This window comes from Paraburkholderia sp. BR10954 (genome assembly GCF_040965775.1).
GTDB classification, from domain to species: domain Bacteria; phylum Pseudomonadota; class Gammaproteobacteria; order Burkholderiales; family Burkholderiaceae; genus Paraburkholderia; species Paraburkholderia youngii.
This window is the reverse complement of the sequence record NZ_JBFRCK010000015.1, coordinates 55,899-76,831: the sequence shown is the minus strand read 5'-3', so window position 1 is coordinate 76,831 and position 20,933 is coordinate 55,899. Positions and strand designations below refer to the sequence as shown.

Genomic DNA, 20,933 nt, shown 5'->3' with positions numbered 1-20,933 from the left:
CTCCTGGCCGAAGCCAGCACTCATCTCGTGTCTGCCAGAAATCGCCGTACTTCGGCTGCTAACCAGTCGCGCAGCGCGCAGACCCTGGGATGATCGCGATTGCCGACGCGATAGACCAGATCATAGCCGCGCTCGACTTTCAGGCGAATGTCGGCAAACGGCGACGAGGCGTCCAGCCACGATGTCATCGCCTACCAGGGCACTGCGTCCGAGGGCTATGCCTTCACCACGAATAGCTGCCTCGATGGCCATGCTTGCATGACTGTATGCGGGACGGTGATCGTGACTGTTGCCGGCCTGTTTATGTGGCTCAACCTGCTGCGTATCGTTCCAGCGCGGGTTGCCGCGAGCGTTCAGTTCCTTCAGCCGGTCTTCGGCATCGGCGCTGCATCGTTGATGTTCGGCGACAGGGTCGGTCCATCGTTCGTGGTCGGCGTGGCTCTCGTGCTGGCCGGACTCGCGCTCACGATGGTTTCTCGCAACGAGGTGGGTAACCGAGCTCGAAACGGCAACGTCCGCTAGCCAGCGAAGCGGACTTTCGAGTCGGGTGTTCTCAGACAATAGCCTGCGCCGCGTACCGTCACGATCCGTGCTGCTCCGATTTTTCGTCGCAAGCCACACACCTGCACTTCGATGGCATTGCTGGCGATTTCCTCGCGTGGATCGCATATCCTCGCTTCAAGTTCTGAGCGAGTGAAAACGCGCGCCGGGTCTTCGATCAGCGCCTGTAGCAGAGCGAACCCGCGCGGCGCCAGCGTGAGCGGCTCTCCATGCAGGGTGACTCGATGAGAGGCTGCATCCAGCATGAGGCCATCGTACGCCAGAACGGGAACCGTCCGTACCACTCTGCGACGCGTCAACGCGCGTACGCGCGCCGCAAGTTCATCGACGTCGAATGGTTTGACCAGGTAATCGTCCGCGCCTGCGTCGAGTGCGGCAATACAAGTTTCCAGTTCCCTCTGTGCCGTCACGATGATGACGAAGGCATGGCCACCGCACTCTCGATAACGCTTCAACGCGTCAATAACGTCGATTCCCGACAGGTCGGGGTCGAGCATGACGAGGTCGTACAAGCTGCAGTCCGGCCAACTCATGGGCTCGCCAACGACACTCATCCAGTGGACGATATGGCCCGCACGTCGCAACGTATCCACGGCCGGCCCAGCGATCAACTCATCCATTCCCATCAACAGCAACTGCATGGCAACAGATCCCTTGAATGCGCGTCGGCTATTCGTCTTGTCCGGTTCCGCGCGATCGTAATGTAATCATGCTGAAGAATTGCTTAAGAGAAGCAGGCTGGCGGGTCGCGAGGGTTGACGTCGTTGCTTGTCGTGTTTGGCGAGGAAGGCTTTCAGCACGGGTTGAAACCCGAAATCAAGGCATCGCTGCGGTCGTTTTCAAGCTTCGATGCACGCCAACGAACCGGCGGACTAGCTCACTGCATGAAGGGCCCCCGTCAACCATCCATCGAAGGTCGCCCGGCTGCGCGACATGGCGCTGAGTTGCGCCACGTTGAACCACGCGATAAGAATCATCGCGGACCTATACACATTCAAGGGCCTGGTGCTCATGCCCGTATTGTGGTGGATATGGTGCAAACCCAGCCAGCGTGGCGATTGGGAGCGTGAAATGGTCGTCGCGACGATCGCGAGCGGCCTCCTTGCGCTCGCGATATTCAGACTTATCTCCCATTATTTGCCATTCCGTACGCGGCCTCTTTTTAATCCTGAGCTACACCTGAATTTTCCATCGGGTGGTCTGGATGCGGCCGTGTTGCCAGCCTGGAGTTCCTTCCCGAGTGACCACGCGATGCTGTGGATTTCGGTCGCAACCGGGATCTTTCTGGTGTCGCGCGGCGTCGGTGCGCTCGCGCTTTTATACACCACGATCTTCATATGTCTGCCCCGCGTTTATCTCGGATGGCACTATCCGACCGACATAATCGCAGGTGCGGCGATCGGAGCGACCATCACATGGATAATGACTCGGGACGCCGTTAGAACACCTGTTGCGGCGCCGATTCTGAGGTGGATGCACAGATTTCCCGGGCCCTTCCTATACGCTGTCGTTTGCTTTGTGTTTTGAACTGGTCACGCAGTTCAACGAGTTGATAGTTCTGGGGCGGTCGATATTACAGGGCTAATGCGTTGGAATCCGCTCCGAGGCCAGTCCCTGCGCGAGGTGCTGTGAGATCAGGCAATCAGTGTCCATTCTGGGTACTTGCCGTGCGGCGCTTCACATGATCGATGAACGCACGCAGCTTCGGCATGATCTGCCGGCGGCTCGGATAGTAGAGAAACACGCCAGGGATCATCGGCGCATACGCATCCAGAACGCGTACGAGCTTTCCGGTTCGCAGCCCCTCGGCGGCCATCGGCTCGGGTAGCTGGGCAAGGCCGATGCCTGCGTTCGCCGCACCCAGCATGCCCAGAAAATCGCTGGCGATGAAAGGACCGGAAACGGCGAGCTCGATCGGCTGGCCGTTGTCGTTGAACGACCACGACGCGAGCGCGCCGCTGGAGCGCCGCCAGCGAATGCAGGCATGCGTACGCAGATCGTCGATGTGTTTTGGGCGGCCGCGCGCCGCGAAATAGGCAGGACTCCCCACCACGACGAAGCGGAATGGCGCCGTCAACGGCACCCCGACCATGTCGGCGGCAACGAACTGGCCCAGCCGGATGCCGGCGTCGAAGCCTTCCGCCGCAAGATCGATCAGCTCCTTGCTGGCCGCAATCTCCACCTCGACCTCGGGATTGGCCTCGCAGAACGACGCGATCAGCGGCTCCAGCAGGATCGGCACGACCGCGCGCGGCACCGAAAGACGCAACAGGCCGGACGGCCGCTCGCCGAGTCCGCGCGCGACCTCGCTGGCGGCGACGAGTTCCTCGAAAGCGGGTTTGGCGCGCGCCAGAAAGCGCTCGCCGGCTTCGGTCAAGCCGACGCTGCGCGTCGTGCGAATGAAAAGCGTCGCGCCGATGCGCGCTTCGAGCACACGCACCGCCTGACTGACTGCCGACGGCGTCACGCCGAGCGCCGCGGCGGCCCCGCGAAAACTGCGATGCTCGGCCACGCTGAGGAAGACTTCGACGCCGTCGAGTGCACCCTGCCTGACTGTGAAGTTCTGCTTCATAGCCTGTCAACATTGTGAGGAATAGTCGCTCACGCAAGACGATGGTACACCTATCACCTGCGCATCCAACATTCGACAGGAGGCACCATGTCAGCGCGGCTTCTCTTTCAGATGCATCTCGTTCTGGGCTACGTTGCCTGGTTGTTGTGCTTCGGCACCTACGTGTGGCCGAAGCTCAGGTCGATGGCGCCGTTCGACGCGCAACGCGCGATCGCCACCTTGCACAGCTTCCGGTTCTTCGGGCTCGCGTTCCTGCTGCCTGGCGTCGTCAGTCCGCAACTGTCCGCGAGCTTCGCCGCGTTCGCCGCTTATGGGGATTTCGCCACGGGCGTGCTGGCGATGCTGGCCTTGCTGACGGCGCGGATACGGCCGCTTTTCTGGTCGTTCGTGGTTGCTTTCAATCTGGTCGGTATGGCCGATCTGCTTGTCGACTACTACCACGCGACAGCGGCCGATCTGCCCGCGCATTCAGGAGAACTGGGCGCCATGTACGCGATCCCGATCATCTATGTGCCGACGCTGGCGATCACGCACGTTGCCGCCTTTTATCTGATGCTGCGTCCCCGGCTCAGGAGACTTCACGCCGCGCCTGCCGTGCGTCGCGACATCTCCAAGGCGTAGCCCGCGTCACCCGCCGCAGTTCGGTAACCTAACCAACGATCCAGGCAAATATCGAACAGCATATTTCCGCCATCTACCTGCGTTATGCTGTCGGTCGTCGAGTCGATGCTCGCGGCCTGAGCGACGCAGGTGCGCAAACCCGGCGTAATGTGGCCGGGTGGTGACCTTCACTGGCTTTTCCGGCTTTCGGGCATGCGACCTGATGCTCGCGTCCCTTCGCCAGGCGACGCGGGCCAACGCCCGGAACAACCACTGAACTCACCGAGGTGCCGACGTGAAATACCGCATGCTCCTGCTGCCGCTCATTCTCGCCGCGTGCGCGCAGACACCCGAAGTGACAGCGCCGGCTCCCGCGGCGACCACGGCCGCGGCGAACCCGGCGGCGCCGACCGGCACCGATCAGCTGACCCGCTACCACTGGCAGCTGAGCAACGCGATCGACAGCCACGGCAACCGCATCGATGCGCTGTTCGCCCGCCCGGACAAACCGGTGCAACTGGACTTCAGTCCGTATCGGATCACCGTCGTCAATAGCTGCAACAACATGGGAGCGGGTTACACGGTGAGGAAGGGATATCTGCAGATCGGCCCGATGGTCACCACGATGATGGCCTGCAAGGACCCCGCGCTTGCCGCACTCGACGATGCGATCTCGCAGCGAGTGCGCGGCAGCGTCAACGTGAACCTGCTCGCGCGCGACAACGGGCCGCGCCTGCAACTCGTTACGGATAACGGCGATACGCTGAGCTTTACCGGCGTGCCGACGGCCGAGACGCGCTACGGCGGCCCCGGTCAAATTGCGTTCCTGGAGGTGGCGCCACAGTCGGTGCCGTGCACCCATCCGTCGATGCCGGACGGGCAATGCCTGCTCGTGCGCGAACGCTTCTTCGACGAGCAGGGGCTGGCCACCGGCACGCCCGGTCCGTGGCAGCCGTTCAATCAGAATATCGAAGGCTATACGCACACGCCGGGCATCCGTAACGTGGTGCGCGTCAAGCGTTTTACGATCAGGATCCCGCCTGCCGACGGGCCGTCGGTGGCTTATGTACTGGACCTCGTGGTTGAATCGGAGAAGGTCGGGCAGTGATGCTTCTGCAAGCGTGCCACCGGCCAGGCCGGCGGCATCGTTCATCCCGCCAGCAACATCAACCCTTCTGAATCAGCCGCCCGAGCGGCGCGAGCGGTCCCACCGGCAAATACTCATACTTCATCAGCCCGTCGGCCACGAGCGGCAACGCGTCGAGTATCGACCTGGCCTCATCGACCGATGCGACGTTCATCAAGAAGATCGGGCCGGCCTTGTCGCGGAACCAGAACTGCTCGATCTTGCCGTCCAGATAGAACTGCAGAGTGGCCGGCACCTCGTGAGGCAAATGCTGCTGCAGCTTGTCCGGGGTGAGGGTCGGTTGTGCGGATGCGATGGCGAAAACTTTCATCAGTGACCTCCTTGGTCGACGTTCGTTGCGAGGTACAACGGAGTTCACTGTAGCCCTCGGCCGGAAAAAGCTGTATCGTCGCAAATGACAACTTTAGCGTCATTTACGCCATGCGCATCGCGATCCTCGCCCTGCAGGGGCTGTTCGACACCGGCCTCACCGTCATGCTCGACGCGTTCTCGCTCGCCAACCGGTTCGCGGCCGCGAAAATGGGCGGGCGGCCGCACTTCGATCTGTCGATCGTCGGCGTGCGCAGGAAGGTCCAGTCGGGGCAGGGGTTCGCCATCCCCGTGCAAGCGATCCCCGCCGACTTGAGACCGGACTGGGTGATCATTCCCGCGCTCGGCACCGGCACACCGGAGCAACTGGTGCCGGCGCTCGAACGGCCGGACGTGCGCGACGCCACGGAGCAATTGCTCGCGTGGCATGCACAGGGCACGTTGCTCGCCGCGTCGTGCATCGGCACGTTCCTCGTCGCGGAAACCGGACTCCTCGATCATCGCGAAGCGACCACGACCTGGTGGCTGAGTCCATTGTTCCGGCAACGCTATCCGGCGGTGCTGCTCGACGAGTCGCGCATGCTGGTGCCAACGGAGGTCGGGGTGACGGCGGGGGCGGCGATGGGCCATCTCGATCTCGCGCTGTGGCTGATCCGGCGCGCGAGCCCCGAACTGGCCGCGCTCGTGTCGCGCTATCTGCTCGCGGATCTGCGCTCATCGCAGGCACCGTACATCATTCCCAACCACCTGGCGCAGGCCGATCCGCTGATTCAGCGCTTCGAGCGATGGGCGCGCGATCATCTGAAGGAAGGGTTCTCGCTGCAGCACGCGGCGGCCGCACTGGCGACGAGCGCGCGCACGCTGCAGCGTCGTTGCCAGGACGTGCTCGGCAAATCGCCGTTGGCGTACTTTCAGGATCTGCGTGTCGAGCATGCGCAGTCGCTGCTGCATGGCAGCGGCCTCGGCATCGACGCGATCGCGGCCGAGGTCGGTTATGCCGACGGTGCCACGTTACGCACGCTGTTGCGCCAACGACTCGGCAAAGGTGTGCGTGAGCTGCGTGCGGATCTGCGGTGAGGGCTCAGCTGACGTTGAAATGCACGCGGACCTCCTGCGTGCTTTCGACGGGCCGGCCGTCGCGCAGCGCGGGAAAAAAGCGCCAGCGCCGCAACGCGACGAGCAGCAGCTGATTGAGACGCGGGTTTGGCGTTGCCCGAACGAGCTCGACGTCGACCGAGCCATCGGCGTGGATCGTGAAGCGGGCTGTCGCCGTTGTTTGATAGGCCTGTTCGCGCAGATCGTCGGGCAGGGACGGCAATGGTTGCGAAATGGAGCGGGCGGCAGTGTCGGAGCTTGCTGAGGCGCTCGGCGCGGCGTCGTGCTGTGCGGATGATTGCCGAGATCCCGCGGCAGCCGTTTGTTCCGGCCGCTCATCTTGCGGCGGCTGTTGCGCTGGACTTGCAACCGGTGCAGACGGCGTTGCGGCGGCGGTCGTCGTCTGCGTTCGTGGCTCGCCTGGCGCAGGGGGCATCGCGCGACGCATCGATGTGCGCGGTTGCGTCTGCACATGCGTTGGTGCCGGTTCCGCCGGAACCGGGGTAGCAGGTTGCGGCGTGCGGGATTCTGACGCCGCGGGTTCGTCGAGCACGACGACGTGCATATCCAGCGGAGCAGGCGGCGGGACTGGCCGGGCCGGTCTGAGCAATCCGGCAGACAGTGTGACCAGCACCAGCAGCCAGATACCGAGCGCGATCAGAGTCGCGATGGCAGTACGCAGCGTCCTCGCAGCGCGTCTCTCGAACCAATCGCGGCGACTTTCAATCACGATGCACGGCGATCAGAAAGTGTTCGGCGCCCGCGCGTCGCGCCGCGAGCATCGCCTGCACGACCGCGCCGTGACCCGCGTGATCGTCGGCCGCGATCACGACGTTACCGTCCGCGCGCAGCAGGCGCTTTACTTCGGGCTCGATCTGATCCGCGCGAACGACATGGCGATTGACTGAGACCTCGTCGTTGCCGCTCACCGTGATCGTCAGCGGCTCGCTCGCGCTGATCGGCTGCGCGCGTCCCGACGGGAGATTGATCCGCACCGCATCGAGACGCTGCATCGCCAGCGAGGCGAGCATGAATGTCGCAAGCAGAAAGAACATCACGTCGATCATCGGAATGATTTCGATGCGGCCGCGCCGCGAGGCGCGCGAGCGTTTGAGTTTCATCCTCTCTCTCCGCGCGCCTCGTGTTGCAGGCGAAGCGCGCTGAGTCGCGCGTTGGCGAACAGTTCGAGCTCATCCATCAGACGCTCGAGCCGCCGGGAAAAATAATTGAACGCGAACAGCGCGAACACCGCGACGATCAATCCAATCGCGGTTGCCACCAGCGACTGCGCGACCCCGCCCGTGACACCGCCCGGATCGACGAGCCCATTGCCACCGAACAGCTGGAACGATTTCATCATCCCGACGATCGTGCCGAGCAGGCCGAGCAGCGGCGCCGCCGTGACGATCGTTTCGAGCAGCCACAGACCTCGCCCCATGTCGCGCTCGATCTGCGAGGCGATCGATTGTGCCGACGCCTCGCGCAGCCACAGCGGCGAGTCCGATTCGGGTAGCCACGGCGCGGCCATGCGCCGGAACGCGTGATGCGGGGCGAGACCGTCGAGACGGTTGTCATCGGCTGACGCGGGTTGCAAAAGACGCGCCGGTGCGCTTGCGAAGCGGGCAAACACATAGGCCCGCTCGATGATGATCGTCAACGCGAGCACGCCGAGCACGCTGAGCGGATACATGATCCATCCTCCGGTGCGCATCGCCGCGATAAAGCCTGTCCATTCCTGCATGATGGTTCTCCCTGCCGTTGATCAGAAGTACTTGGTTACGCCTCCATAGACGGCGAAATGCGGACCATACTGCGGCGCGCCGACGCCGATGCCCGAGCCGTCGCGCAACTCGTACACGCGGTTGAATGCGTTGATCACCACCAGACGGGCGTCGAACTTGCCGATCATCGGCTCGTTGAAGTGCTGGATCGCGCCGAGGTTGAACTGCGCATAGACGGGCAGGCGGTCGGTATTCGCAAAGCCGCTGCGCAGGCCGGAGCCGACGATGCCGTCGAACGTGAAGGTGGTTTGGTGGAAGTCGTATGCCGCGCCGAACGATGCCGTCACGCGCTGGTCGTGATCGAGAAACACCCAGTGGTTCGAGATGAATGCCAGCTCGTCCGCGTCGAAGTTGAACTGCGCGGAGTTGATGTTCTTACCTTGCGCGCGGCTATAGGCGAGGTTCAGATACGCGGAGAGGTTGTCCTGTTTGTAGTTGGCGGTGAATTCCACACCATACGTTTTGCCGTATTGATAGTTGAACGGCGTGAAGATCAGCGCGGAGCCGAACTGTCCTTCGTCGAGCAGGTCGGTCGATTTCTTGTAGTACGCGTCGAGTCCGAGTGTGACGGCAGGGCCGAGTTTCTGCGTGATACCGAGGTCGAAGTAGTGGCTGCGTTCCGGCTGTACGGGATCGTTCTGGGTTGTCGGACTCTGATTGGTCGTACCGTCGAACTTCGATATCGTCGAGCCGGATACGAGTTCGAACGGTGGTGGCGTGAAGTAGCGCGCGTAGCCGGCGTGCAGCGTAGTCGACGGTGTGAGCGTGTAGACGAGGCCCACGCGCGGGCTCAACTGGCTCGCGCTCGTGTACTCGTCCATGCGGTCGTAGCGCAAGCCATAGTTCAGCGTGAGCCGATCGGTCAGCTTCCATTCGTCCTGGGCGTACAGGCTGTACAGGTAGCCGGTCTTGCTGCTGCTGTCCTGGATGTTGAAGGGCACGTCGGAGAGCTGGTTGCCGTTCGCGTCGGCGGGGAAGACAGTCACGCTGTTGTCGAAGACCGCATGCTCCTGCTGGAAGAAGACACCCGCGCGAACCGTGTGGCTGTCGTTGACGCGCCAGGTCGTATCGACCTGCACGCCGTTGGCCGTGTTGCTATGAAAGTCCTCCGATGCCACGCCATTGAACATCAGGTCGCCGATCGGATCGGGGTTGAACTTCGTGCGTGTATAGCGCGTGAAAAAGGCGACCTGGTAGTCGAGCGCGCCGCCGTTGGTGCCCTGCAGCGCGAGCGCCGCGAAATTGTTCAGCTCCGATTGCGTTTCGTTCAGTTGCGACGAATCGAAGATGCTGTGGCCGGCAAGCGCGAAGTTCGGCGTCAGCCCTGGCGTGTTCGGAATCTCGAACTGGTTGCTGGTCGCGCCGAACAACAGGCTCACGCGCGTGAGCGGATTGATCAGATACGACAGATAGCCAAACGCATTGCCCTGGCGCGTGTGATCGTGAATCGCATTGGCGCTTGCGGTCGGATTCTCGATGCCGAGGTTGTTCATGCCGAGCGAGCCGCTCAGGTAGTAGCTGAACGGTCCTTGGCTGCCGAACACATCGGCACTCGTTTTGACGGTCTGATGGCTGCCGCCGAACACGTCGATCGAGCCGCCGCTGCCCGTGTCGCCCGATTTGGTGCGAATGTCGACGATCCCGGCCGTGCGGTAGCCGTACTGCGCGGGCAGGGCGCCGGTGAGCAGGTTCAGCTGATCGATGATGCGCGTGTCGAGCGACTGGCCGAAGCCGCTGATCGGCTCTGGAATGATGATGCCGTTGATCCGGTATTGCAGATTGGCGTGCTCGCCGCGCACGTGCAACTGGCCGAACGAGTCGTTGGCGACGCCGGGCGCTTGCAGCAAGACCTGATTGAGCGGCGTGTTCGCGCCCGCCGGCATCGTGTCGATATCGGCCTGAGTGAAGCGGTAGACGCTGCTGCCTGTCTCGGGCAGCAGGCCGTTGCGCGCCGCGTTCAGACGTCGTGCGTTGACCTGAACGTCGAGCGTGTCGCTCTTTTGCAGTTGCACGCTGACGCTTGCCGGAGCGCCGGACTGGGCGGTCGCGATACTGCTGCCGCTTGCAAAGCCTGCCGCGGTGACGACGACCGCATACGTGCCGGGTGCCACCCCGTCGATCGAGAAATGGCCCGACGTGTCCGAGCTGGACATGTTGACGGAGGCGCCGCTCGCGTCCTGTATCTCGACTTTCGCGTGAGCGACGGGATGTCCCAGAGAATCGGAGACAGTGCCCATCAGTACGGCGTTGCCCGGCGCGCCCCATGCGCCCGAGACGACGGCACAGAACACGATCGCCGCCTGCGCGGTCGTTGTGCGTTTTTTCATTGTTGTTGCTCGCTCTATGGACGATGCGATTGATGAATCGAAAGTGTTCGGCAATAGCTCACCCACCTCGCCCCTGGCTGGCAAGGGAAGGACAGGCGAACTGGAGGTGGGCGACGGGCGACGGCAAGCCCGTCGATCAATCAGGACGACGTTTCGATGGGAACGGGAGGCAACTTGGTCATAAGCGGCTATTAAGTATGGACAGTCCGCTCATAGGTCGGACGGATTTTGTTGAGCGTCGCGGTGGGCGCTTCTGAGACAGCGACAGCGACAGCGCCGGAGCACCGATCTCCAGAAATGTTATAACATAACGACGGAGGCTGGCAAGTCGCAAACTCAACGCGCGCCGTCGCGCTGCCGACGAGGCATTTGCCAGCCGCTCACAGAAAAACTTGACACCGTGCATATGCACACATAGACTTGCTTGCATGAACCGCCCTCTCTCCTACGACGAATGCAACTGCTTTGCGCTGCGCCAGGCGGCGCGGCACGTCACGCAAATCTACGAGCGCCATCTCGGCAGCGTGGGGCTGACGGCTGCGCAGTTCACGATCCTGGCAAAGCTCGCGCGCACCCCGAACCTGCCGATGGCGGAGCTCGCGGACGCGATGGTCATGGAGCGCACCACGCTGGTCCGCGCAATGAAGCCGCTGCAGCGCGACGGCCTCGTGCTGGCCGAAGCGGCGGACCACGACAACCGCACGCTGCTGTTCAGCCTGACGGAAAAGGGCGAAACCACCTTTGATCAGGCCTCGGTCGCATGGCGCGCCGCGCAGGACGAATTCGAAAAGAAGTTCGGTCGCGCCCGCGCGAAGACGCTGCGCGCGGAGCTGTTCAGCATCACCGACTAGATCGGCACCGGAACCCGCCTCGGCGGGTTTGATAACGCCGCTTTGTGTGCATATGCACTAACGAACAAAGGGAAGTGCAGCGAATGGAAGCGCTCCTAGACGACGACTGCTTTGCGATCCGCCAGGCTGCGCGTCACGTATCGCAGATCTATGATCGGCATCTGTCGAATGTCGGCCTGACCATCACGCAGTTTTCGCTGCTGGGGCGTCTGAAGCGCACCGGCCCGATGACGATGAAGCAGATCGCCGAAGCCATGCGCATGCAGCGCACTACGCTGGTACGCACGATCCAGCCGCTGCGCCGCGACGGGCTCGTGTCGAGCGAGGCACTGGGCGCGGATGCGCGCACGCTGCTGATCTCGCTGACACCCGAGGGCGAACAGCGGCTAGCCTCAGCCTGCGCGTACTGGTACGCCGCGCAGGCCGAGTTCGAGCACCGCTTCGGCGTGAAGCGCGCGGCCGCGCTGCGCAGCGAGCTATTTGCCCTCACCAAAGATTCGCTTTGACATAAACGCTGAAGGTAGCAGGCCGGCGCACTGCGCCGTTTTTTTCAACCTGACGAGTGCATACGCACATATCGACATCATGTCCACAACTCCCTCGACCGTCGCGCCCCCGAGCGCGGTACAACCCGCCCGAGCGGCGCGGCGTATCCCGTGGATGCTGCTCGCGATTCTGTCCGTTCTCGTCGTGCTGGCGCTGGCCACGTCGCACTGGTTCTTCGTCGGCCGCTTCATCGAGACGACCGATGATGCCTACGTCGGCGGCGACGTCACGGTGATGGCGCCGAAGGTCAACGGCTTCGTCACTGACGTGCTGGTGCGCGACAACGAGTTCGTGCACGCGAACCAGGTGCTGGTGCGTCTCGACGCCCGCGATTACGACGCGCGTCTCGCGCAGGCCAACGCGGAAGTGGAGAGCGCGCAGGCCGCCGTCACCGAGCTCGAAGCAAAGAAATCGCTGCAACTCGCGGCGATCAACGAGCAGGCCGCGGAGGTTCGCGCGTCGGGCGCCGAACTGACACGCAGCGCGGCCGACCAGATACGCTACCGCGAGCTCGTGAAGGACGACGCGGTGTCGAACCAGGTCGTCGAGAAAGCCGATGCCGATCTGACCAAAGCGCGCGCCGCGGTAGATCGCAGCGGCGCGGCGCTGCTCGCGGCGCAACGCCAGATCGCGGTGCTCGACGCGCAGATCGGCGACGCGAAAGCGCGCATCGCGACCGCGCAGGCCGCGCAGCGCGTCGCCGCGTTGAACGTGGAATACACCACGATCCGCAGTCCGATCGACGGCTATGTCGGCAATCGGACCGCGCGCGTCGGGCTGCTCGCGAACACCGGCGTGTCGCTGCTGACCGTCGTACCCGCGAGCGGCCTGTGGATCGACGCGAACTTCAAGGAAGACCAGCTGCGCAAGATGCGCGCGGGCGACAACGTCGAGGTCCAGCTCGACGCGTCGAATACTGCGCTGCACGGCGTGGTCGAAAGTCTTGCGCCGGCGACCGGCGCGACTTTCAGCGTATTGCCCGCGGAAAACGCGACCGGCAACTTCACGAAGATCGTGCAGCGCGTGCCGGTGCGCGTGCGCCTCGACGTGCCGAAGGACATGCAAGGGGTGTTGCGTCCCGGCCTCTCCGCGACCGTGAAAGTGCACGTCGATGCGGGCCATCCGGCCGCGCAAGGATGAACCGATCATGACCGACGTTCTCGACAACCCCGCCGACCAGCCGACCCGCACCAAGGTCTTCGCATTCGCGCTGATGTGCGTGGGCTTTTTCATGGCGACGCTCGATATCCAGATCGTCGCCTCGTCGCTGCGTGATATCGGTGGCGGGCTGTCCGCGAGTCAGGACGAACTGTCGTGGGTGCAGACCTCGTATCTGATCGCGGAGATCATCGTGATTCCGATGTCGGGGTGGCTCACGCGCGTGTTCTCGACGCGGTGGCTCTTCACGTTCTCCGCGCTCGGCTTCACGGTGACGAGCATGCTGTGCGGGCTCGCATGGGACATCAACTCGATGATCCTGTTTCGCGGGCTGCAAGGCGCGGCCGGTGCGGCGATGATTCCGACGGTGTTTACGACCGCGTTCGTGCTGTTTCCCGGCAAGCAGCGTCTGATCGCATCGACGACGATCGGCGCGCTCGCGTCGCTGGCACCGACGATCGGCCCGGTGATCGGCGGCTGGATCACGTCGCAATGGTCGTGGCACTGGCTGTTCTATCTGAACCTGGTGCCGGGCGTCGCCGTCACGCTGCTGGTGCCGAAGTACGTGCATATCGACAGGGTCGATCTGTCGCTGCTGAAGAAGGGCGACTACATCGGCATCCTGCTGATGTCGGGTTTTCTCGGCTGCCTCGAATACGTGCTCGAAGAAGGGCCGCGCAAGAACTGGTTCGGCGACGACGTGATCGTTCTGTGCGCGTGGGTCGCGGCGATCTGCGGGTTTCTGTTCCTCGTGCATGCGTTCACCGCGAAGGAACCGATCGTCGATCTACGCGCGCTTGCGCTGCGCAACTTCGGTATCGGCAGTCTGCTGTCGTTCATCACCGGGATCGGGATCTTCTGCACCGTGTTTCTGACGCCGGTGTTTCTCGCCCGCGTGCGCGGCTTCGATTCGTTGCAGATCGGTCTCGCGTTGCTGTCGGTCGGTTGTTTTCAGTTGCTCGCGCTGGGCGCGTACTCGACGCTCGCGCGCTTCGTCGATATGCGCTTGCTGATGGTGTTCGGCCTCGCGCTGTTCGGCATCGGCTGCTATCTGTACGTGCCGTTGACGAACCAATGGGGCTGGCAGCAGTTGCTGATTCCGCAAGCATTGCGCGGAATTGGCCAGCAGTTCTGTATTCCGCCGATCGTGACGATGGCGCTCGGCGCGCTGCCGCCGTCGCGGCTGCGCTCCGCGAGCGGGCTGTTCAATCTGATGCGTAATCTCGGCGGCGCGATCGGTATCGCAGTCAGCAGCACGATGTTGAACGACCGTCTGAACCTTCACTACGAACGGCTCGACGAACATCTGAACGCGGGCCGTCCGGTCGTCGAATCGATCTTGCAGAAGCAGGCCGAGTATCTGTCGGCAGTCGGCGGCAACGTATTGAATGCCGCGAATGCGGGGCTGGCCGAATTGCACGAGGCATTGATGCGCGAAGCGCTGGTGCTCGCGTTCTCCGACGCCTTTCTGGCGGTTGCGCTGTGCTTCGTGGTCGCGTTGCTGAGCGTGCTGTTTTCGCGCCCGTTCGGCAACACCGCGCCCCCGCCCGATGCCCACTAGGAGTCCAACATGAAACGGATGGTGATGAAGTTAGTGGCGAGCGCGGCATTTTTGACGCTCGCGGCCTGCGCGGTGCAACCGGCGACGCACGCGGATTTGCCGCATGCGGTGCAGACGCTGGCGCCGGCCGCCTGGAGCGTCGACGCACCGCAAGACAGCGTGAACACCGATGCCTGGTGGGCGCAATTCGGCGACCCGGTCATGCATCAGCTGATCGAATCGGTGTTGAGCGGCAACCTCGACGTGCAGGCCGCGGCCGAGCGCGTGAAGCAGTCGCAGGATCTGGTGACGCAGAATCGCGCGGCGCTGCTGCCGGAGCTGAATGCGAACGCGGGCGCGTCGACCGAGCGGCAGAATACGCCGCCGCCGCTCGGCTATGTGCGCCAGGCGGGCTTCGGCCTCGCCGCGAGCTGGACGCCTGACGTGTTCGGCGGTGAACGGCTCGCGGTGCTCGCGTCGCAGGCGCAGGTCTCGGGTAGCGTTGCGGCGCTGAACCAGGTGCGGCTCGCGCTCGCGGCGAACACGGCAGCTGCGTATATCGATTTGCGCTGGGCGCAGGCGCAATTGCAGATCCTCGACGACAACGAGCAGATTCGCAGCCGCGCGCTGAAGCTCACGCAGCAGCGTCTGCATTATGGACTGTCGACTCAGCTCGACGTCGCCCGCGCGCAGAATCAGTTGCAGGACTTGCAGGCACAGATTCCGCGCATGCAATCGACGGTGCAGCATCAGCTGAGCCTGATCGCCGTGTATTCGGGGCGTACGCCGGAAAGTCTCGACACGCTGCTGCTTTCCAACGCGCGCGAGATTCCGGTGCCTGCGCAAAGCGCGCCGCAGGAATTGCCGTCCGACGCGTTGCTGCATCGGCCCGACGTGCGCACCGCCTATGCGCTCGTCGAACAGCGTGCGGCGGAAGTGGGGGTATCGAAGGCGCAGCGCTATCCGCAGTTCAAGATCAACCTGACGAATGGGCTGCTCGCATCGTCGTACCTCGGCTTGCCGACGCTGACCGACAATCTGTTCAGCGCCGCGTTGAATGCAACGAGCCCGATCTTCAACGCTGGGCGAATCACCGCGAACATCGACGCGAGCGAGAGCCGCATGCGCGAATCGCAGCTCGGCCTGCAGCAGACGATGCTGCAGGCGCTGAAGGAGGTCGAGGACAATCGCAGCGATCTCGTCAGCGGCGCGGCGCAGGTGCAGCGCCTGGTCGGTGCGCTCGATGCGTCGAATCATGCGCTGCGTCTGTCGACCGAGTTGTACAAGGGCGGCGCGTCGAGCTTCCTCGATGTGCTCGACGCGCAGCAAGCGTATCTGCGCGACTCCGAGTCGCTGAACCAGGCCCGGCGCGAGCACGCGCTTTCGGCGATCGCGCTGTACCGGTCGCTGGGGGGCGGGTGGGAGCAGGGGGAAACGGTGGCGGCGCAGTGAAGGCAGCGGGGCGTGCGACGCTGACGCATCCGCGCGTCAAGTAGGGGATTCACGTGAAAGACTTCTGATGTGACTAGAGCGGTGCATGGTGCATGCATTCGTGTACTCGTTTGAGCGACGCTTGAATGTGACGGATCGTCAAATGTGCGAAGCAAGCGGCCGAGGTCATGTATTCGGCCGGCAAGCGATGGTAAAAGGGTAGTCATACTCACGATTCAAGGAATCCATAATCATGAAGATAGCCCTGCATCTTTGGTTCAAGTGCGATCGCGGCGCAGACAGTAGTGATTTGAATTATGTGCGCGGACATCAGTGCTGAAGGGGAGAAGAACAATGCCTGTTTTCTGTACCTTCACGCTCAATAAGCGCGAGATGTCGAGTTTCGATTGTCCTGGATTTGGTAAGGTCGAAGCATATTCCGGTCGCGGCGTGGGGCGCGATAATCCTGATGCTGCTTCGATGCCCATGGTCGGCGCTATCCCGCGTGGGACTTACTATCTCGTAGATCGCCAATCGGGTGGCCGATTGGGTTGGTTACGCGATCTCAACAACGAGCACTTTGGCAGTACGGACCGAAGGAAATGGTTCATGCTCTGGAATGCTCAAGGCGGCGACAGCACCCTGATTCATGGTGTCCGTCGCGGTAACTTCCGCCTGCACCCTGAGGGCCCGTTGCGCGAAAGCGATGGTTGCATCACCGTACAGAGCGGCGATGACTTCGAGCGGCTACAGCGCGCTACATCCGCTCACGAAAACCTGATTTGACCATTCCAGGCAGCAACATGAAAGCGTACGGGCGGGTGGAAGTCCGATGAAGCGCATTGCAATCTTTGCTTGGTGTATTGCCGGGTTTGCGTTGTCCTGCTTGGGAGGATTGCATATGACCCGCTTCCTGTTGGCGCATTTCGTCTTCGACATACCGATCTGGCTGTCAATCGCCATTCGACAGGCGCTACTCTGGCTGGACCCCGATTACAGCCCTGACGCGTTGGACGTCGAGGACACATGTACGTTGCTCATGTTCCTCGCATCAACCCTGGTCATTGCGACCGTCATCGCCATTGGCAGCGTCATCGCTTGGCGGCGTTATCGCAAAGCGTCCGTTCCGTCGTAAAACTTGCTGGATTCGCGCGGCGCGCCGGTCTGTTCGGGCCGCTGCGCGCACGCCATGCAACGGGCACCATGGACCCACGGGCAACGCTCCCCGGAACCGATTCCCAATCTTTGCTACATTCTGCACAAGAAGCTCATACGCGGCACTATCGGGATGCGTCCACCAGCGACGCGCATGATCGGCAAACCGAAATCTTTCAAGAGGCTCACGATGCGAATTCTGGTAGTAGGGGCGGGCGCGGTAGGCGGTTATTTCGGCGGACGTCTGGTGGCGGCGGGGCAGGACGTGACCTTCCTCGTCCGCGCCGGTCGCGCGGAAAAGCTGCGGCGCGACGGCCTCGTCATCAACAGCCCACGGGGCAATCTCCAGTTGCGCGACGTGAAGACGATACTGGCCGGTGTCGCCAGCGAGCCGTTCGACCTCGTGCTGCTGAGCTGCAAAGCCTACAGTCTCGATGACGCAATCGATTCGTTTACGCCATTCGTCGGCGAAGAAACGCTGATCCTGCCGATGCTCAACGGCATGCGCCATATCGAGGTGCTGAGCGCGCGCTTCGGCAAGGAGCGCGTGCTCGGCGGCCAGTGCGTGATCGCCGCGACGCTCAATGCGGAGCAGCACATCATGCATCTGAACGACATGCAGGCGATTACGTTCGGCGAACTCGTGGGCGGCACCTCGGAGCGCACCCAGGTGATTGCCGATGCGATGTCGGGCGCGAAGTTCGACGTCGCGGTCAGCGACAACATCCTGCTGCGCATGTGGGAGAAATGGGTGTTCCTCGCCACCTTGGCTGGGAGTACCTGCTTGATGCGCGGTTCGGTCGGCGATATTCTGGCTGCGCCTGACGGCAAGCGCGTGATCGAGAATCTGCTCGGCGAATGCCGCGCGGTGGCCGAACACAACGGCTTCACGATGGACGCGGACTTCGACACGCGCGCCGCCCAGGTGCTGCTGACGCCGTCGCCGCTGACCGCGTCGATGTTGCGCGACGTCGAAAACCGCTCGCACACCGAGGCGGATCATATTCTCGGCGACCTGATCACGCGCGGCGGTGACGCGCAAAAGGGCGATCACGGCCTGTCGCTGCTGCGCATCGCCTATAGTCATCTGAAGACGTACGAAGCGCGCCAGACCCGCACTTCCTGACGGCTCGCTGCGGCCGGCGCGAACGCGGATCGGGCGAACGGCGCCGCGCGCGAGCGCCGCCGCAACCTGACGATCGGAGGTCAAGCATGCCGACTCCCACTGGCTCGGTGCCCGCGCTCAGCGCCGCCTCCGCGACCGTGTTCTCGATCGGCATCGTGTTTCTCGGCTACTGGGGCATGTATGAGCCGACCGCCTGGCATAAGGCCGACATCGTGGTCTTCGTGCTCGCGCTGGCCGGCTTCGCATGCCTCGGGCTCGTGCCTTGGATGGCGACGAGTCCCGTCGAGCCGGAGAACAGCGACTCGCGCGTGCGCATCGCGCGGCATCTGTTTCTCACGGGCGTGACCGCGATCTGGCTCGCGGTGGCGGTTTCCGTGATCTTCTGAGGCCCCGCGAAGGCACGCCGCTTACTCGGGCATCTTCCTGAACGACACCGCAATCCGGTTCCAGCCGTTGATCGCAACGATCAGCAGCGTCAGGTCACTGATTTCCTGCGCGCTGAAATGCGGCTTCACTGCTTCCCATACCGTATCCGGTACGCGCGTTTGCGCGACCAGCGTCACCGCCTCCGTCCATTCGAGCGCCGCGCGTTCGCGCGCGGTGAAAAACGGCGCTTCGCGCCACGCGGCCACCGTCGCGAGACGCCGTTCGGTTTCGCCGTGCTTGCGCGCGTCGCTCACGTGCATGTCGAGGCAGAACGCGCAGCCGTTGAGCTGCGACGCGCGAATCCGCACGAGTTCGGCGAGCGTCTGGTCGATCGTGCTCTTGCCGATCGTTTCCTCGAGCGCGAGCATCGCGCGCGTGCCGCTCGGGCTGGCCTTGTAAAGTCGAGACGTGCTTGCATCAGAGCGTCCTCGTGAACGTGCGAGGGGCGTCCAAATGGGCGTCCGGGGAGGTAAGCTTACGTTCGCCACTGGTCTTTCGAAATAACCATTTCGACGTTATTTGAGGTAACCACCCGAATGGACATTCACATCGCGGTCGAAGGTCATCACGATCTGTCCGGACAGATTTATCGGCAGTTGCGCGCGGGCATTCTCGAAGGGCGTCTCGCCGGCGGCACGCGTCTACCGTCCACGCGCGATCTCGCGACGCAGCTCGGTGTATCGCGCAAGACTACGCTCGATGTTTTCGAGCGGCTGCTGTCCGAAGGCTATCTGAGCGCCCGCGCCGGTTCGGGCACCTTCGTCGCCGACGGGCTCGAGCGGCTGCCCGCCGAGCGCTCCGCGCAGGCGCGCGCGGCGGCTCGTTCGCGCGAGCGCGACGCCGCGCAAGCGAAGGCCGCCGCACGCGCGCAGCCGCTGTGGCAGCAGTTGCCCGACAGTCTGCCGTTGCCGCGGCCGTCGGTGGCGTCGCCGCTCGACTTCATCGGTGGAGCGACCGACAAGACGCTGTTTCCCTTCGACGTCTGGCGCCGCTGCGTGAATCACGCGCTACGCAGCCAGGCGCGCAGCCCCGGCACCTATCGCGAGGCCGCCGGTGAGCAGCAGCTGCGGCTCGCAGTTTCGCGCTACCTCGCCTTCAACCGCGCGGTGTCGAGCAACTGGGACGACGTGATCGTCACGCAGGGCGCGCAGCACGCGCTCGATCTGATCGCGCGCATTACGCTGCGGCCCGGCGAAATCGCGGCCATCGAAGACCCCGGCTACCCACCCGCGCATGCCTGCTTCACGGTGACGGGCGCGCGCGTGGTGCCGATTCCGGTCGATAGCGAAGGCCTGATCGTCGGCAAGCTGCCGGACAAGGCACGGCTTGTCTACGTGACGCCTTCGCATCAGTTTCCGCTCGGCATGCCGATGAGCCTCGAGCGTCGCGTCGAACTGCTCGAATGGGCGCAAAAACGCGGCGCGGTCATCATCGAGGACGACTACGACTGCGAGTACCGTTTCGAAGGCCGGCCGATGGAGCCGCTGAAGAGCCTCGATCGCGCCGGCCTCGTCGCCTATGTCGGCACGTTTTCGAAGACGATCTTTCCCGAGCTGCGCATCGGCTACCTGGTGCCGCCGGCGTCGTTGCACGGCCCGCTGCTGAAGGCGCGGCAGATCGCTGATTGTCACGGCTGCACGCTGACGCAAACGGCGCTCGCGGCGTTCATGCTCAATGGCGACTTCGCGCGCCATCTGCGGCGCATGCACAAGGCTTATGCGGCGCGCCGCGCGATGCTGCTCGAGCATCTGCAAGGCGAGCTCGCGCGCTGGTTCGAACCGATCGTGCCGACTGCCGGCATCCATCTGGCGGCGCGGCTGAAGGGGCCGTTGGCGTCGCTCGGCGAAGAGGCGCTCGTCACCGCCGCGCGTGAAGCGTCGATCGGCCTCTATGGACTCGCGCCATTTCACCATCGCGTGACACCGCAGCCTGGGCTGATGTTCGGCTATGGCAGCATCGCGGCCGAGCATATCGACACGGCGCTGACGAAGCTCGCCGGCATCCTGCCGCGCATCGCTCGCTGAACCGGAACTCGGCGCAAGCGCGGCGTAGGCATCGTCGAAGCGTCGGGGTTGCGTTGCTTGACGTGTCAAACGAAGAAAATCCCCTGATTCAAGGGGCGAAAACACCAGCTCGCCTCGCCGCGACCACCGCGAAACCGCCGCCGAAACGAACTGTAACGAGCGTTACTCCTGCCTGTTAAAGACCTTGCCGCGCACGTTTTAGCCGCTAAAACAGGTACTAAAACGTGTTGGACCGTTGGCGCCACGCAAAAAACTTCATCGCAATACATAAAAGAGTCGCGCAA

The 20,933-nt window shown here is 63.3% G+C and carries 22 protein-coding genes and 2 pseudogenes; 15 read left to right on the top strand and 9 right to left on the bottom strand.

Going from position 1 to position 20,933, the window contains the following annotated elements:
- Window positions 1–20: 20 nt before the first annotated feature.
- Window positions 21–273, bottom strand: a pseudogene (locus AB4Y34_RS21220) (LysR substrate-binding domain-containing protein); the annotation flags it as partial.
- On the opposite strand from AB4Y34_RS21220, the gene AB4Y34_RS21215 reads away from it, so the two are divergent.
- Complete coding sequence (locus AB4Y34_RS21215; RefSeq protein WP_368717183.1) at window positions 259–522, top strand: EamA family transporter; 264 nt, start codon at window positions 259–261, stop codon at window positions 520–522. The pseudogene AB4Y34_RS21220 and the gene AB4Y34_RS21215 sit on opposite strands and share 15 nt — an antisense overlap.
- Here AB4Y34_RS21215 and AB4Y34_RS21210 read toward each other — a convergent pair.
- Window positions 519–1,202, bottom strand: coding sequence for a winged helix-turn-helix domain-containing protein (locus tag AB4Y34_RS21210; RefSeq protein WP_368717122.1), 684 nt, complete (start codon window positions 1,200–1,202; stop codon window positions 519–521). The two genes, AB4Y34_RS21215 and AB4Y34_RS21210, sit on opposite strands and share 4 nt — an antisense overlap.
- A 292-nt stretch (window positions 1,203–1,494) precedes the next feature.
- On the opposite strand from AB4Y34_RS21210, the pseudogene AB4Y34_RS21205 reads away from it, so the two are divergent.
- A pseudogene (locus tag AB4Y34_RS21205) lies at window positions 1,495–2,146 on the top strand (phosphatase PAP2 family protein).
- Between the two features lie 57 nt (window positions 2,147–2,203).
- Here AB4Y34_RS21205 and AB4Y34_RS21200 read toward each other — a convergent pair.
- Window positions 2,204–3,133: a LysR family transcriptional regulator gene (locus AB4Y34_RS21200; RefSeq protein ID WP_176384866.1), complete on the bottom strand. Its 930-nt coding sequence runs from the start codon at window positions 3,131–3,133 to the stop codon at window positions 2,204–2,206.
- Window positions 3,134–3,220: 87 nt separating this feature from the next.
- On the opposite strand from AB4Y34_RS21200, the gene AB4Y34_RS21195 reads away from it, so the two are divergent.
- Entirely contained in the window at window positions 3,221–3,754 is a 534-nt protein-coding gene (locus AB4Y34_RS21195; RefSeq protein WP_176106640.1) for a hypothetical protein, read from the top strand.
- Window positions 3,755–4,028: 274 nt separating this feature from the next.
- Window positions 4,029–4,841, top strand: coding sequence for a DUF4377 domain-containing protein (locus AB4Y34_RS21190; RefSeq protein WP_368717121.1), 813 nt, complete (start codon window positions 4,029–4,031; stop codon window positions 4,839–4,841).
- A 58-nt stretch (window positions 4,842–4,899) separates the two neighbouring features.
- Here AB4Y34_RS21190 and AB4Y34_RS21185 read toward each other — a convergent pair whose 3' ends face one another.
- Entirely contained in the window at window positions 4,900–5,190 is a 291-nt protein-coding gene (locus AB4Y34_RS21185) for a hypothetical protein (protein ID WP_176106638.1), read from the bottom strand.
- Between the two features lie 110 nt (window positions 5,191–5,300).
- On the opposite strand from AB4Y34_RS21185, the gene AB4Y34_RS21180 reads away from it, so the two are divergent.
- Window positions 5,301–6,266, top strand: a complete 966-nt coding sequence (locus AB4Y34_RS21180) for a GlxA family transcriptional regulator (protein ID WP_368717120.1) — start codon at window positions 5,301–5,303, stop codon at window positions 6,264–6,266.
- 4 nt (window positions 6,267–6,270) lie between these two features.
- Here AB4Y34_RS21180 and AB4Y34_RS21175 read toward each other — a convergent pair whose 3' ends face one another.
- From AB4Y34_RS21175 to AB4Y34_RS21160, 4 genes are all read right to left on the bottom strand, one after another.
- Window positions 6,271–6,849: a TonB family protein gene (locus AB4Y34_RS21175; RefSeq protein WP_368717119.1), complete on the bottom strand. Its 579-nt coding sequence runs from the start codon at window positions 6,847–6,849 to the stop codon at window positions 6,271–6,273.
- 157 nt (window positions 6,850–7,006) lie between these two features.
- The gene (locus AB4Y34_RS21170) at window positions 7,007–7,405 is read right to left on the bottom strand and encodes a biopolymer transporter ExbD (RefSeq protein WP_176384862.1); all 399 of its coding nucleotides are present in this window, start codon (window positions 7,403–7,405) and stop codon (window positions 7,007–7,009) included.
- On the bottom strand, window positions 7,402–8,025 hold the full coding sequence (locus AB4Y34_RS21165; RefSeq protein ID WP_368717118.1) for a MotA/TolQ/ExbB proton channel family protein: 624 nt from the start codon (window positions 8,023–8,025) through the stop codon (window positions 7,402–7,404). The genes AB4Y34_RS21170 and AB4Y34_RS21165 overlap by 4 nt, the downstream gene beginning before the upstream one ends.
- Window positions 8,026–8,046: 21 nt before the next feature.
- A complete protein-coding gene (locus AB4Y34_RS21160) occupies window positions 8,047–10,392 on the bottom strand; it encodes a TonB-dependent receptor (protein WP_368717117.1) in 2,346 nt (781 codons plus the stop codon).
- A gap of 428 nt (window positions 10,393–10,820) precedes the next feature.
- Here AB4Y34_RS21160 and AB4Y34_RS21155 point away from each other — a divergent pair, with 428 nt between their 5' ends.
- The 9 genes from AB4Y34_RS21155 (at window position 10,821) to AB4Y34_RS21115 (ending at window position 18,585) form a co-directional block, all read left to right on the top strand.
- Complete coding sequence (locus AB4Y34_RS21155; protein WP_176384859.1) at window positions 10,821–11,243, top strand: MarR family winged helix-turn-helix transcriptional regulator; 423 nt, start codon at window positions 10,821–10,823, stop codon at window positions 11,241–11,243.
- Between the two features lie 83 nt (window positions 11,244–11,326).
- The gene (locus tag AB4Y34_RS21150) at window positions 11,327–11,749 is read left to right on the top strand and encodes a MarR family winged helix-turn-helix transcriptional regulator (RefSeq protein ID WP_176384858.1); all 423 of its coding nucleotides are present in this window, start codon (window positions 11,327–11,329) and stop codon (window positions 11,747–11,749) included.
- 79 nt (window positions 11,750–11,828) lie between these two features.
- Window positions 11,829–12,929: an HlyD family secretion protein gene (locus AB4Y34_RS21145; protein ID WP_368717116.1), complete on the top strand. Its 1,101-nt coding sequence runs from the start codon at window positions 11,829–11,831 to the stop codon at window positions 12,927–12,929.
- A gap of 7 nt (window positions 12,930–12,936) precedes the next feature.
- Window positions 12,937–14,508: a DHA2 family efflux MFS transporter permease subunit gene (locus tag AB4Y34_RS21140; RefSeq protein ID WP_176384856.1), complete on the top strand. Its 1,572-nt coding sequence runs from the start codon at window positions 12,937–12,939 to the stop codon at window positions 14,506–14,508.
- 9 nt (window positions 14,509–14,517) lie between these two features.
- Complete coding sequence (locus AB4Y34_RS21135; protein ID WP_368717115.1) at window positions 14,518–15,939, top strand: efflux transporter outer membrane subunit; 1,422 nt, start codon at window positions 14,518–14,520, stop codon at window positions 15,937–15,939.
- A gap of 333 nt (window positions 15,940–16,272) precedes the next feature.
- Window positions 16,273–16,704: a DUF2778 domain-containing protein gene (locus tag AB4Y34_RS21130; protein ID WP_368717114.1), complete on the top strand. Its 432-nt coding sequence runs from the start codon at window positions 16,273–16,275 to the stop codon at window positions 16,702–16,704.
- A gap of 46 nt (window positions 16,705–16,750) precedes the next feature.
- Window positions 16,751–17,053 (top strand): hypothetical protein, encoded by a 303-nt coding sequence (locus AB4Y34_RS21125; RefSeq protein WP_176369710.1) that lies wholly within the window; start codon window positions 16,751–16,753, stop codon window positions 17,051–17,053.
- A 210-nt stretch (window positions 17,054–17,263) separates the two neighbouring features.
- Window positions 17,264–18,199, top strand: coding sequence for a 2-dehydropantoate 2-reductase (gene panE, locus AB4Y34_RS21120; RefSeq protein ID WP_368717113.1), 936 nt, complete (start codon window positions 17,264–17,266; stop codon window positions 18,197–18,199).
- Window positions 18,200–18,285: 86 nt separating this feature from the next.
- Window positions 18,286–18,585, top strand: a complete 300-nt coding sequence (locus AB4Y34_RS21115; RefSeq protein ID WP_176106626.1) for a hypothetical protein — start codon at window positions 18,286–18,288, stop codon at window positions 18,583–18,585.
- A gap of 21 nt (window positions 18,586–18,606) precedes the next feature.
- On the opposite strand, the gene AB4Y34_RS21110 is transcribed toward AB4Y34_RS21115, so the two are convergent.
- Complete coding sequence (locus tag AB4Y34_RS21110) at window positions 18,607–18,993, bottom strand: carboxymuconolactone decarboxylase family protein (protein WP_368717112.1); 387 nt, start codon at window positions 18,991–18,993, stop codon at window positions 18,607–18,609.
- A 168-nt stretch (window positions 18,994–19,161) separates the two neighbouring features.
- On the opposite strand from AB4Y34_RS21110, the gene AB4Y34_RS21105 reads away from it, so the two are divergent.
- On the top strand, window positions 19,162–20,649 hold the full coding sequence (locus AB4Y34_RS21105) for a PLP-dependent aminotransferase family protein (RefSeq protein ID WP_368717111.1): 1,488 nt from the start codon (window positions 19,162–19,164) through the stop codon (window positions 20,647–20,649).
- The last annotated feature ends 284 nt before the right edge of the window (window positions 20,650–20,933 follow it).